The sequence below is a fragment of the Tannerella sp. genome (assembly GCF_052170195.1).
Taxonomy (GTDB): Bacteria; Bacteroidota; Bacteroidia; order Bacteroidales; family Tannerellaceae; genus Tannerella.
In genome coordinates, this window is the sequence record NZ_JBQNAZ010000008.1 from 38,134 (window position 1) to 51,017 (window position 12,884).

A 12,884-nucleotide genomic window follows, 5' to 3' on the forward strand; every position below is an offset into this window, starting at 1 on the left:
TTTAATTTTTTCCATACAAGACCTGATCATAAATCCGGCGCACTTTCTGCCCGGCATATTCCCATTTGATGTTATTAACTTCTTTCAACCCTTCCTCTTTCAAGAAAGCGTGCAGTTTCGGATAAGCGATAAGCCCGTAGATCGCATCGGCCAGCGCTTCGATATCCCAGTAGTCTACCTTGATGGCATAATCAAGTATCTCAGCGCATCCCGACTGTTTCGAGATGATGGAAGGCACACCGCACTGCATTGCCTCGAGCGGCGAGATACCGAACGGCTCCGAAACGGAAGGCATCACGTACACATCACTGGCTTTAAAGATTTCATACACCTGCTTTCCTTTCATGAAACCGGTGAAATGGAAACGGTCGGACAAATTACGCGATGCGGCCAGACGGATCATCTTATCCATCATATCGCCGCTACCGGCCATGACGAAGCGCACGTTATCCGTCTTCGACAATACGCGTGCCGCGGCTTCGACAAAGTATTCCGGCCCTTTCTGCATGGTGATGCGTCCGAGAAACGTCACGATCTTATCCTTCACTCCGCGCTTGTCGGAGATGGAGAGGATATCGGGGCTGAGAGGCTCCACGGCATTGTGTACCGTCGTGACTTTGGCCGGATCCTGATGATACTTTTCGATCACCGTCCGGCGCGTCAGGTTACTGACCGTAATGATATGGTCGGCATGATCCATGCCGTTCTTCTCGATGCCGTAGACATCGGGGTTGACGTTTCCGCGGCTGCGGTCGTAGTCGGTGGCATGTACGTGAATGACGAGCGGTTTACCGCTGACCGTCTTGGCATGAATACCGGCAGGATACGTCAGCCAGTCATGTGCATGAATCACATCGTACCCTTCGGCACGGGCAATGACTCCCGCTACGATCGAATAATTATTAATCTCCTCCAACAGGTTATCGGGGTAACGACCGGAAAACTCAAAACATCCCAGATCGTTGACATGCCGGTAACTGAAATCGGCGTAGATATGGTCGCGCAGCTTGAAATATTCCTGCGGATCCATATATTTCGACAGCCGTGCGGCTACCTGGTCGTATTGTACCTCCTTCCACACGATAGGGGTATTGCATGCCCCGATAATCTTCAGGAAGCTCTGATCTTCATCGCCCCACGGTTTAGGCATCACGAACGTGATATCCATATCGGATTGCAGCGACATGCCTTTGATCAAACCGAAGCTCGCCGTTCCCAGTCCTCCGAGGATATGCGGCGGAAATTCCCATCCAAACATTAACGCTTTCATATCTTGCAATCTTTTATTTATTCGTCATATTCTTTCAATTTCTCAATCACCGCAAGGATGGATGCGATACTCATCAGGAACGATATGGCTCCACGCCCCGCAAACGGAGGATTACCGTCGAACAGCTCGGAGATCGTTCCGATACAATGCAGCGATATTTCTTCTTCCATACTGATGAGCGTACGCTCGGCGAATGAGACGCCTCCGCGGCCGAACAGGTTCAGGTAGGCCATCAGATACATTCCCGTCAGCCACGGCCATACGGGGCCTTGATGATACGCCAGATCGCGTTCGTACTGCGGCCCGATGTAGTTCGGGCGATAGCCTTCGCTTTTGGGACTGAGCGAGCGCAGACCTTTAGGTGTCAACAGTTCTTTCGTCACAATATCGAGCACGCCGCGTTTCTGTACCCGCGTCAGCGGCGAATAGGGACAGGCCAGCGCAATAATCATATTCGGGCGCACGCTCCAGTCCTGATTCGGAGTACTGTCTACGTAGTCGAACAGGTAGTTGTATTGGTTCACGAACGTAGCGGGAAAAGACAACTCTAAGGCCGTGATCAGTCGATCGACCTTGGGCGATACGCTTTCGTCAAGCTCTTTATGAAAACAAAGCGCATTATACCAAAGCGCATTAAATTCGACGATGTATCCCGTGCGCGGCACGACGGGACGTCCGTCGACAACGGAGTTCATCCACGTCACCGGTTTCTGTCGGCCGTCGGAATACAGCAATCCGTTATCGGTAACTTTCAGGTTGGGATGCTTCTGCGCGATGATATAGGCGATGATTTCACCGACCAACTCGCCATACAGTCGTTTCGCCTCGTCACGTCCTTCTTTCAAGCTGAAACTTTGTACACACCAGATGACCCATAGCAACACATCGGGTTGATCCATTTCATGAATAACCGGATCGGTTTTCCCTTCGCGCATAAATGTACGGAGAGCGGGAATGGCCGTATTCATCAGTTGTTCGTACCGATCCCGTTCGTTGAGATAAAGCGTACAGGCGGCCATCGAGATAAACATGTCGCGCGCACGAACTTTGAACCACGGGTATCCTGCCAGCAGATACACATCTTCGCCCTTCGGATTGTAAAATAACTGATGCGCCGAGTTTTTCAGACAGTTATAAAAATTGGAACGCGGGGTTCGCGCCTCTACTTCTTCATTGAAATAATCGGGGAGACCGGCCAGTTCGTCACGCAACATATCGCCGGCACAGAACACGATCGATTCTCCTTTTTCAATCGACAGCTCAAAATATCCGGGAACAAACAAATCTTCCTTGTACGGGTAACCTCGTTCCTGTTCTTTCTGATACTCGATGCCGTGATACCAATACGGTTCATAAACAAACTCGGGTTTTTTATTGAACTGCATGAAAAGCTCCGGATAACCGGGATACATGCAGGCTTTGATACCGTTCGGCACTTCTTCATACGATTGATCGGCATTACCGTTGACGCGCGTGAGTTCCTTGACGCTGCGGAAAGCCATAAACGGCCGAAAACGCAGCAAAGTAGCCGAATGCGCCTCTATCAAAGTATATCTGATCATAATCCGGTTGTGCTTCCGAGAGAAAATGATTTCTTTCGAAAGCACCACACCTCCGACCCGGTAAACCGTGCGCGGCACCGTCTCCATCGTATATTCGCGAATGTATTTGTGACCGTTCGGGCTGAAACTCCCGCCCTCGTACTTGTGCAATCCCAGATTGAATTCGGCACCGTGTTGAATCACTGTCTCGTCGAACGAAGAGAGCAGGACATGATTATCGTCATCCAGCTCCGGCACGGGCATAACGAGCAAACCGTGATATTTCCGCGTGTTGCAGTCAACGATGGTCGTGCAATGATATGCGCCTTTCCGGTTGGTACGTAGCACCTCGCGTGATAAGGACTCTTCGAGGTTAATTATTAACGTTTTGTCGAATTTAAGGTAATTCATGTTTTTCTTCTTTTAAACCATTTTTAATCTCACTTATTTTGTTGAACTCTCAAAAATAGATACTATTTCAGACATAAACAATTTTTTTATCGAAAAGTTTGATGGCAGGCCGTTTTTTCAACTTGGCTGAACAGAAAAAAAGAAATAAGAGAGGCCGCCATATTTCCGAGACCATCTTCTTTCCGAAAAAAAAGCCGATCCAACATCCTTCGTCATAGCATATACAGACGACAAATGACCAACGGAGGTGAAGTTGATTTCTGTTTTTGCAAAAAATCGTTATCACAAAATTCGGAATCAATCAATTTCCATTATCGGGAAAACCCCGAAAGGCAAAATCAAACGGATTGGGCCGTCGGGAAAACCTCGAAAGGTAAAATCAAACGGATTGAGCCATCAGGAAAACCCCGAAAGGTAAAATCAAACGGATCGGGCCGTCGGGAAAACCCCGAAAGGTAAAATTAAACGGATTTACCCGTCGGTAAAACCCCGAAAGGCAAAATTAAACGGATTTACCCATCGGGAAAACCCCGAAAGGCAAAATTAAACGGATCGGGCCGTCGGGAAACCCCCGAATATAGAATTGAAATAAAGGTATAGGTCAGGAGAGGTGACACGATACCATTTATGATTTCGCAGAAGATTTCTCACTGTCGTTGGCACGGATTTCGACGCGCCTGATTTTGCCGCTGATGGTTTTGGGCAGCTCATCAACGAACTCGACGATGCGCGGATATTTATACGGAGCCGTCACCCGCTTTACATGATTCTGGATTTCCTTCACCAGCTCTTCTCCTGCTTTGTCTTGATATTCTTTCGAGAGCACGATGGTGGCCTTGACGACCTGACCGCGTATTTCGTCCGGTACGCCCGTAATGGCACATTCCACAACCGAAGGGTGCGTCATCAGAGCACTTTCCACCTCGAACGGCCCGATACGGTAGCCCGAGCTTTTGATCACATCGTCCGAACGCCCCACAAACCAGTAATAACCGTCCTCATCGCGCCACGCCACATCGCCGGTATAGTAAATACCGTCGTGCCATGCTTCGCGCGTACGTTCGGGATCGCGATAATATGCCTGAAAGAGTCCGACAGGTTTTGCATCGCTTGTTCGCACAACGATTTGCCCCTGTTCACCATCTTCGGCCTTTGTTCCATCGGGACGAAGCAGATCGACATCGTATTGCGGATTAGGCAGCCCCATAGAACCGGGCTTCGGCGCTGTCCAAGGGAACGTACAGATGGTCAGTGTGGTTTCCGTCTGGCCGAATCCTTCCATGAGTTTGATACCCGTGAGTTTGTAAAACGTATCGAACACGGCGGGGTTCAATGCTTCGCCGGCGATGGTACAATATTGCAGCGAAGAAAGGTCGTATTTCGTGAGGTCTTCACGAATCAGAAAACGAAAAATCGTGGGCGGTGCACAGAGCGACGTGATTTTATGCCTCTGAATCATCTGTAACATATCGGCGGGTGTAAACTTCTCATGGTCATAAACGAATACGGTTGCTCCGGCAATCCACTGACCGTAGAGTTTACCCCATACGGCTTTTCCCCAGCCTGTATCGGCAATCGTAAGATGTAAGCTGTTTTCGTCCAGATTATGCCAATAGCAGGCCGTCGCGATATGGCCGAGCGGGTAGAGAAAATCGTGGGCGACCATCTTCGGCTCGCCCGACGTGCCTGAGGTAAAGTACATCAGCGACATATCGTCGTTCGTATTAACCTGTGCAGGACGTACAAACGGTTTCGCCTGTTCGAGGCCTCGACCGAAATCTTCGAACCCTTCAGGGATTTCCGGTCCCACGGAGACGAGCGTCCGCACAGTCGGCGAATCGGGCATGGCCTCGCGGATATGCGTCAGGATTTCACCTTCGCCGGCACAGACGATCATTTTTATATCGGCCGCATTAGCCCGATACACGATGTCTTTCTTCGTCAACAGATGTGTGGCGGGAATCACCACGGCGCCGAGCTTATGAAGGGCGATGATCGAGAACCAGAACTCATAACGGCGTTTAAGGATAAGCATCACATTATCGCCGCGCCCGATACCGAGCGACTGGAAATAAGATGCCGTTTGATCGCTGTATCGCTTCATGTCGGCAAACGTGAAGTCAAGGTGTTCGCCCCGGTCGTTCGTCCAGCACAGGGCTCTTTTCTGCGGAGCCTCGTCCGCCCATGCGTCGACCACATCGTAGCCGTAATTAAAATGTTCCGGTATTTTGATATGGAAATTCTCCTTAAAATCTTCCTGCGACGAAAACGTCGTCTGCGTTACAAAGCGTTCTAACATTTATAATATGGTTGCCCGACTGTTTTAGTTTTCAAAAAAAAGTAAATTATACGATCACCGCCAGAAACTGAACGATTTCACCATCGAGAGCCTTCATGCCATGCGGTAATTCGGAATTGAAGTAGATACTGTCTCCCGCGCCGAGGATCAAGTCTTTGCCATTAATCTGCAACAGCATGCGTCCACGGATCACGTAGTTGAACTCCTGTCCGGAATGCGTGTTGAGGTAGAGCGGTTCATTGTCCGGTTTGGGATGCACGGTGACCATGAACGGATAAGCTCTGCGCTTCGAGAATCCCGCGGCAAGCGACTGGTATTTATATGCTTTTGTACGCTCGACCGATACGCCTTTGCCGCTGCGCGTCACGAAATAAGAGCTCATCTTCGGCTCGTCGCCGAACATGAGTGTGGTCAACTCCACACCACAGGCATGTGCGATGCTGTGTAACACGCTGACGGAGATATCCACCGTTCCGCATTCGAGACGCAGGTATTCATCGGGCGACATGTTACAGACCTTCGCCATCTCTTCCACCGAAATTTCCAACGCGTCCCGAAGCCCTTTCAGACGCTCGGCAATTTGTTTGATTTCTTCGTTCATCACGCCATGTATTCTATGTGTTTGTTAAAAGGGCCGCCCTTCCGTCTGCGACTGCCGGGAGACCCTGTATGTTTTATCGAGTCGGCAAAGATGAGGCTCTGCACCTCGCATCGAAGAGCCACCGGCAGGTGATTATTTCTGCCGTGTACGCTGAGTTGCTTTCGCGGCAGGCGCTTTCGTCGCAGTCGTAGCGGTCTTCTTCGGCGCTGCCTGCTTCTTCGCAGCCGTCGAAGCCGCAGCTGTCGATTTCGCACGCACAGTCTTTTTGGGCGCTGCTTTCTTCGGTTCTTCGACAGTCGCTTCAGCCGTCTCTTCTACCTCTTCTTTCTCCTGTTTTTCTTCCTGCGGCTCATACTCCGTAATACCGGCTCCCAACAGGATATTGTACCAGGTCAGCAGACGCTTAATGTCCGTCGGATAAACACGCTCACGGTCGAAATCGGGAAGTACTTCGGCCAGATAGGCACGAAGTTCGTCCGGCGAAGCCTTACTCAGTTCGATTGACACTTTCTGTCCGCCTTCTTTCTGTTTCACACTGCTCAGCACTTCGTAGAGCGGTACTTCTTTTTCGTTCGTATAAATCGCAATGTCTCCCAGCGAAATGACTTTGTCTCTCGCATAAGCCGGAATCCGCTTTTTATCCGTCAGGGATTCAATAATCAACATATTCTTCCCTTGAGAAACCATCTGATACAAACCGGGTTTACCCGATACCGACAGAATTTTTTTCAGCATAACTCTTTCTTTTTACGTTTTTATTATGATGGACAAAGATAATGCAACTCTTCCGAATCCGGCAAAAATAAACATATTTTTAGCGTGCCGTCTATTTCATCCGATTCTCCCTAATTGAGCCATAAGAGCCTCGATTTGGGGAATCAGAAGCGTATGTTCATCATTCAGCACGACTTTATCGGCCAGGGCTTTCTTGCGTTTGTTCGGCCACTGACGGCTCATACGCTTCCGCACATCGGCCTCCGACACACCATCGCGAACCATGACGCGACTAAGGCGCACCTCTTCCGGTGCATCGACCATAAGCGTCCAATCAACTTTTCTGTTAAAACCCGATTCAAACAGAATGGCGGATTCGAGCGCACAGACCGCCGTCTGCAAACCGGCTTTCCAGGAGTCGAAATCTTTCGATACCTCGGGGTGAATAATGGCATTGACTTGTTCGAGCAGGACAGCATCGCAAAAGATTCGTTCGGCCATCAACGCGCGATTCAGGCCTTCGGGAGTGTAGATGTCGGCACCCAGCAACGCTGTCAGACGCTCCCGAATGACAGGTGACGAGACCGTCAAGCGTTTGCTCTCCCTGTCAGCATCGTAAACAGGTACGCCATATAGTTCCAGCAGACGGGAGACGACGGACTTACCGCTTCCGATGCCTCCCGTAATTCCGATCACCGTCATCTCTGCTCCAGAATAAATTCGATCTTTTCCGGATTCAGTATCGGATTCGACAGCCGTGCAGGCTGTTTCGTCAAACGAATAGGTAATTCGCCGGCCTCACGATGGGCTTCAAATTCATGAAAAGGAATCCGTATCTCAAAATTGGCCTCAGAAACTTCTTTGAAGCGCGAAAGCGGGAGTTTGAAAAGCAATTCGACCGTAGAAGGAAACATTCGCAGGATGTAGTTGTCCGGCACACTGTCGCACTGTATCGGCAGAGTGAGCCGTTTCTCGGTATATTCCTCAACCGGAATATTTACCTTCACCTCCTCCGGTTCATAACGCACACCCTCGATCGGTTGCAAGCCGACGGTAAACTCTTTCGTTTTATTGAGATTCTCAGCATTCAGGGAAAGGGTCTTCACCACGAGGAGGGTATCCAGCATGGCACGAGCGGCATATACCTTCACCTTCGATGGGGTAACCGTGATCGTGTCGGAAATCTGGAAACCGGGCTCGAGTGTAACCCGTAAATCGAGGGTTACCGGCACCGTTTTTTTCAACAAGTCATTGTATTCGATCTGTATGGACGAAGGTTCGAAGCTAAGCAGTGAGGTTGACGAAATCAGTTGTTTCGATATACTCGTTTCAATCATGCGGCGGGTTACCGAACTCCTGCGCCCTCCGGCCTTCTGAAGGGCTTTGACATCAATCTCGAGCGGTACGAACGTACGCAACCACGAATAGTTGATCAGTACCGTTCCGCGATCTCTTACCCTCGCGATAACTTCATGCGGATTGTCTCCCGTCAAGACTTTATCAGCCGGTATATTTTTATACTTCACCGGGATGACGATCTCTATTTCATATTCGTCCTGCAAGGTTTGCAGGTACCAGAATCCCAGCGAAAGCAACAAGAAGATCATAAAAGTAAAGACCTCCTGCCATTTCCGTCGACGAATGAAGGTCTTTATCTTTCGGGTCTCAGACTTGAACGAAGGTGATTTTCCAAGCTGCGACATACGATGTTTTTTTATTTGGTTTGCTGCTGCACATCTTCCGACGAAGCAAACACCGAATTCTTCTCAATCCGGATCCGCACGCCTTCCGAAACTTCTATCAGCATAGACGTTTCGCCCACTTCCTTAATCCTTCCGTGAATACCTCCGGAGGTGATCACCTTGTCTCCCACTTTCATGGCTTCACGCGCTTTCTGAATATCTTTTTGGCGTTTCTGCTGCGGACGGATCATCATAAAATAGAAAATCGCCACCAGAGCTACCAGTAACAAAATATTCATATAACCCGCATTTCCCCCCGCAGGCAAGGCGCCGGCCGGCGCCTGTAACAATACATTGAACAAATTCATATCCCTTTATATATACATTAAAATAATTGTTTCGGACAAAGATAAAGCAAGTCGGACAGAAAAGCAAGCAGCGTATCAAAATTCAGGCTTTGAACAGCAACTTCTCCTCTGTCAACTCCTGCACGATCGAATCGAGAATACCATTGATAAACGTTCCGCTCTTCGGCGTACTGTACGCCTTGGCCGCATCGATATATTCGTTAAGAGTTACATTCACAGGAATATTCGGAAAATGCAGCAACTCGGCCATGGCCATCTGCATTATATACAAATCCATGTTTGCCACACGTTCAGACTCCCAGTTTCTCAGATGCCGGTCGATACGCTCGCGGTATTCCTCGCCATGCAGCAACGTCTTGCGGAAAAGCTGAACGGCAAAAGCCTGATCTTCTTCGTCCTTAAACATTGGCAACAGCTCCTGTTTGCTCCCCTCGGCTTCCTCGAAGCGTTTGATGGTTTTTATCACGAACGTCTGAATAATCTCGATGTCATCGTTCCAGTAAATACTGATATCCTCAAGTGCATTTTCCAACTCTTCATTCCGGCAAATCAGTTTCCGGAATACGGCACGCCAGAATTCGCGATCGGTTTCATACGAATCTTCCTCGCTGTCCTTATATTCGGCATAAAGCTCGGAATTCAGGATCAGCTCCAGCACATTTTTTACGAAGTCCGTTTCGTTAACCCATGAGACGCCATGCTCCTTAACGTATGCCTGCAATTTCTCGTTGACTTCGATCTGTCGAGCCAGTCGGTTATTGACCAGTCGCATGTTCGGATTTAATTCCTCTTCGGTAGGAAGATATTTATGCTTTCGCGTATCCAGCCGTCGTTCGTGCAGCCGGGTCACTTCTACGATCAGCAACAGGAAATAATAGTATAAATCGTACGATCTGCGCAGGCTCAAAAGGAGTTCGTTCTCAGCCACTCTCAAATCGTTACTCCCATTCTGATAGTAAGCAAACACGATTTGCAACACTTTTATGCGGATCAAAACCCTGTTTATCATTGTATGAAAGATCTTCTAAACATTCTTTTTTCAGACCGCAAAGATATACATTCTTTCATCAGAAACAAAAGAAATGCAAGCGGCTTATTGTTTCGTTGTTTGTCTCATCGGACGCGTTGTTTGTAATCGATACCCGGATAACCTGTTTCACGATCAATGGTTATCCGGGCAATTTGTTGTATTAGCTCAATCCTTCGATTTCACCATTTACGATGTGTATATGTTTTGCCTGCGGATCAGCCGGCAGTCCTGGCATACGCATCATTTCTCCGGCTATAACCACAATGAACTCGGCTCCCCTGTTGATGATCAGGTCATTGACCTTGAACCGGAATCCTTTGGCTACACCATACGCCTTGGGGTCGGCCGAAAATGAATATTGGGTTTTTGCCATGCATACAGGCATTTTTTCGAGTGGCGTATCTTTAATCTTCTTGAGTTTCTTTATAGCCTTTTCGCCGAACACGACATCTGCAGCCCCATACGTATTCAAGGCTATCTTCTCTACCTTTTTCTCTATCGAATCATCATCGTCGTACGTAAATTTCAACGGTTGTGAAGGTTCATTTTCTACTGCATCCACGAGTTTCCGTGAGAGTTCTTCGGCTCCGCTGCCTCCTTCGACAAATGCTTTATTGACCGCAAAACGTACGCCGTGCTTTTCGCAATACGCTCTGGTAGCCTCTATCTCCGCCTTGGTATCGGTGGGGAATTGATTGAATGCAACCACAACCGTCTGGCCAAAAGCAGCCAGATTATCCAGATGCTTCTGTAAGTTCTCGAATCCTTTGGTCAGTCCGTTCAGATCTTCCTCCTTAATTTTCTCAATTGGAGTTCCTCCGTGCATTTTAAGTCCCTGAGCCGTTACGACAAGCACAGTCGCTTTAGGTTGCAAACCGCTTTTACGGCATTTTATATTGAAGAACTTTTCGGCTCCGAGGTCGGCACCAAAGCCGGCTTCGGTAATCACATACTCGCCATAGGTCATGGCCATCTTCGTAGCCAATATGGAGTTGCAGCCATGTGCAATATTCGCAAACGGTCCTCCGTGTACAAATGCAGGCGTGTTCTCGGTTGTCTGCACGAGATTCGGGCTCAGCGCATCTTTAAGCAAAACGGTAATCGCTCCCGCCACCCCCAGATCTTTCACTGTAAAAGGTTCGCCCTCGACGGTGTATGCAAGCAAAATCTCCTCGATACGTCTTTGCAGGTCTTCCAGGTTTTCGGCCAGGCATAAGATCGCCATCAATTCCGAAGCAGCCGTGATATCGAAGCCCGATTCCTGTGTCACGCCGTTCGTCAGACCTACCAGCCCGGTCACGATATTACGCAGGTTACGGTCGTTCACGTCAAGTACCCTTTTCCAGACCACCTCTTTGATAACTTTATTATTCCCTTTATTCTGGTAAATATAATTATCGAGCAAAGCGGAAATCGTATTATGTGCCGAAGTGATCGCATGGAAATCGCCTGTAAAGTGCAGGTTGATATTTTCCATCGGCAACACCTGAGAATATCCTCCGCCGGCAGCGCCTCCCTTCATCCCGAATACCGGTCCGAGTGACGGCTCACGTAACGCCACAATGGCTTTTTTACCGATACGGTTCAACCCCAAAGCCAATCCGATCGAGACAGTGGTCTTGCCCACACCCGTTTTGGTTGGCGTGATAGCCGTAACCAGAATCAGGTTGCTCTTGTCGATCTTCTCCTTATCGAGCAAGTTGGCCGGTACTTTGGCCATATAGCTTCCATAATGGTGAATCGAACTGCGGTCGATACCGAAACTTTCGGCTACATCTTTTATCTTCTTCAGCGGAGTCTCTCTCGCTATTTGAATATCTGTCTTCATATTTTTTACGACTATAATTGATGAAACAAGCGACAAAGATAATCAATCACGCGAGATTCCATCCGTTTCACTGCCGGCGCCCGATTCAGATCGTTACCTCGCCAATGAGCGAGTACTGCATATAGTCACGTACTTCTTTGGGAGTCAGTCCTTGTCCAAAAAGGAACATCAGCTTGGTGACGGCGCTCTCCGTCGTACTGTCGTAACCGCTCAACACGCCACATTCGAGGAGCGTACGACCCGCCTCGTAACGGTGCATCTCCACACGTCCGCCCGCACACTGCGTCACATTCACGATCGCGATGCCGCGTTCTACAGCTTCGCGCAACTGCTTGAGAAACCACTCATCGGTCGGAGCATTGCCGCTTCCAAATGTTTCGAGTACGACGCCTTTCAGGTTCGGGATGTGCAAGACGGATCGAACGACATCTTCCGATATTCCCGGGAAAAGTTTCAGGACCACCACATGCTTATCCATCTCGTAATGCGGTTTGAGCGGTTTAACAAGCTGAGGGTGATAGATCAGGTTCGTCTCGTAGCGGATCGTCACGCCGGCGCGAGCGAGTGCCGGGTAATTGGAGGAATGGAAAGCATTGAAATCGTCGGCATCGATTTTTGTCGTACGATTGCCTCGCATCAACAAGTTCTCAAAAAAGATACAGACTTCGGGCACGACGGGCTTCCCGTTCACCTTCGCAGCAGCGATCTCTACAGCTGTGATTAAATTTTCCTTTCCGTCGGTACGCAGCATATTGATGGGCAACTGCGAGCCGGTCAGAATAACGGGTTTATTCAGGTTTTCGAGCATAAAACTCAGTGCCGACGCGGTGAATGCCATCGTATCCGTGCCGTGAAGAATCACGAAACCGTCGTATTTATCGTAGTTTTCGACAATCGTCCGCACCATCTTTGCCCACGATTCCGGTCCGATGTCTGACGAGTCTAATGGCGGATCGAAAGGAATAAACGATACCGCATGTCCGAGCTTTTTGAGTTCCGGAATATTTTCGCGGATATGGCGGAAATCGAATGCTTCGAGCGAGCCGGTCTCAGAATTCTCTACCATGCCGATGGTTCCTCCCGTATAAATCAACAAAACAGATGCTTTATCAAGTTGTGTCATCATTCAAAAAATTAGAT

At 49.0% G+C, this 12,884-nt stretch carries 10 protein-coding genes and 1 pseudogene; all 11 read right to left on the reverse strand.

Features of this window, described 5'->3' with window-relative positions:
• Window position 1 precedes the first annotated feature (1 nt).
• Window positions 2-1,270, reverse strand: a complete 1,269-nt coding sequence (locus ACTTKA_RS03890) for a glycosyltransferase (protein WP_314748574.1) — start codon at window positions 1,268-1,270, stop codon at window positions 2-4.
• 17 nt (window positions 1,271-1,287) lie between these two features.
• On the reverse strand, window positions 1,288-3,222 hold the full coding sequence (locus ACTTKA_RS03895; protein ID WP_442724044.1) for a glycogen debranching enzyme N-terminal domain-containing protein: 1,935 nt from the start codon (window positions 3,220-3,222) through the stop codon (window positions 1,288-1,290).
• 625 nt (window positions 3,223-3,847) lie between these two features.
• On the reverse strand, window positions 3,848-5,521 hold the full coding sequence (locus ACTTKA_RS03900) for an AMP-binding protein (RefSeq protein WP_442724045.1): 1,674 nt from the start codon (window positions 5,519-5,521) through the stop codon (window positions 3,848-3,850).
• Window positions 5,522-5,567: 46 nt separating this feature from the next.
• Window positions 5,568-6,122 (reverse strand): helix-turn-helix domain-containing protein, encoded by a 555-nt coding sequence (locus ACTTKA_RS03905; RefSeq protein ID WP_442724046.1) that lies wholly within the window; start codon window positions 6,120-6,122, stop codon window positions 5,568-5,570.
• 300 nt (window positions 6,123-6,422) lie between these two features.
• Window positions 6,423-6,857, reverse strand: a pseudogene (locus tag ACTTKA_RS03910) (DUF5606 family protein); the annotation flags it as partial.
• A 96-nt stretch (window positions 6,858-6,953) separates the two neighbouring features.
• Window positions 6,954-7,538: a dephospho-CoA kinase gene (coaE, locus tag ACTTKA_RS03915; RefSeq protein WP_442724047.1), complete on the reverse strand. Its 585-nt coding sequence runs from the start codon at window positions 7,536-7,538 to the stop codon at window positions 6,954-6,956.
• A complete protein-coding gene (locus ACTTKA_RS03920) occupies window positions 7,535-8,539 on the reverse strand; it encodes a CdaR family protein (RefSeq protein WP_442724048.1) in 1,005 nt (334 codons plus the stop codon). Before ACTTKA_RS03920 ends, coaE begins: the two co-directional genes overlap by 4 nt.
• Before the next feature lie 11 nt (window positions 8,540-8,550).
• Window positions 8,551-8,886: a preprotein translocase subunit YajC gene (gene yajC / locus ACTTKA_RS03925; protein ID WP_442724049.1), complete on the reverse strand. Its 336-nt coding sequence runs from the start codon at window positions 8,884-8,886 to the stop codon at window positions 8,551-8,553.
• A gap of 82 nt (window positions 8,887-8,968) precedes the next feature.
• The gene (nusB, locus tag ACTTKA_RS03930; RefSeq protein WP_442713747.1) at window positions 8,969-9,895 is read right to left on the reverse strand and encodes a transcription antitermination factor NusB; all 927 of its coding nucleotides are present in this window, start codon (window positions 9,893-9,895) and stop codon (window positions 8,969-8,971) included.
• Window positions 9,896-10,076: 181 nt separating this feature from the next.
• Entirely contained in the window at window positions 10,077-11,744 is a 1,668-nt protein-coding gene (locus ACTTKA_RS03935; RefSeq protein ID WP_442724050.1) for a formate--tetrahydrofolate ligase, read from the reverse strand.
• Between the two features lie 85 nt (window positions 11,745-11,829).
• Complete coding sequence (locus ACTTKA_RS03940) at window positions 11,830-12,870, reverse strand: asparaginase (RefSeq protein WP_442724051.1); 1,041 nt, start codon at window positions 12,868-12,870, stop codon at window positions 11,830-11,832.
• Window positions 12,871-12,884 lie beyond the last annotated feature (14 nt).

Bases quoted from the DNA above. Each gene is read 5' to 3' on its own strand.
- ACTTKA_RS03895 (WP_442724044.1), bottom strand. From the start codon at position 3,222: ATGAATTACCTTAAATTCGACAAAACGTTAATAATTAACCTCGAAGAG.
- ACTTKA_RS03935 (WP_442724050.1), bottom strand. From the start codon at position 11,744: ATGAAGACAGATATTCAAATAGCGAGAGAGACTCCGCTGAAGAAGATA.
- yajC (WP_442724049.1), bottom strand. From the start codon at position 8,886: ATGAATTTGTTCAATGTATTGTTACAGGCGCCGGCCGGCGCCTTGCCT.
- ACTTKA_RS03890 (WP_314748574.1), bottom strand. From the start codon at position 1,270: ATGAAAGCGTTAATGTTTGGATGGGAATTTCCGCCGCATATCCTCGGA.
- ACTTKA_RS03905 (WP_442724046.1), bottom strand. From the start codon at position 6,122: ATGAACGAAGAAATCAAACAAATTGCCGAGCGTCTGAAAGGGCTTCGG.
- ACTTKA_RS03940 (WP_442724051.1), bottom strand. From the start codon at position 12,870: ATGATGACACAACTTGATAAAGCATCTGTTTTGTTGATTTATACGGGA.
- nusB (WP_442713747.1), bottom strand. From the start codon at position 9,895: ATGATAAACAGGGTTTTGATCCGCATAAAAGTGTTGCAAATCGTGTTT.
- coaE (WP_442724047.1), bottom strand. From the start codon at position 7,538: ATGACGGTGATCGGAATTACGGGAGGCATCGGAAGCGGTAAGTCCGTC.
- ACTTKA_RS03920 (WP_442724048.1), bottom strand. From the start codon at position 8,539: ATGTCGCAGCTTGGAAAATCACCTTCGTTCAAGTCTGAGACCCGAAAG.
- ACTTKA_RS03900 (WP_442724045.1), bottom strand. From the start codon at position 5,521: ATGTTAGAACGCTTTGTAACGCAGACGACGTTTTCGTCGCAGGAAGAT.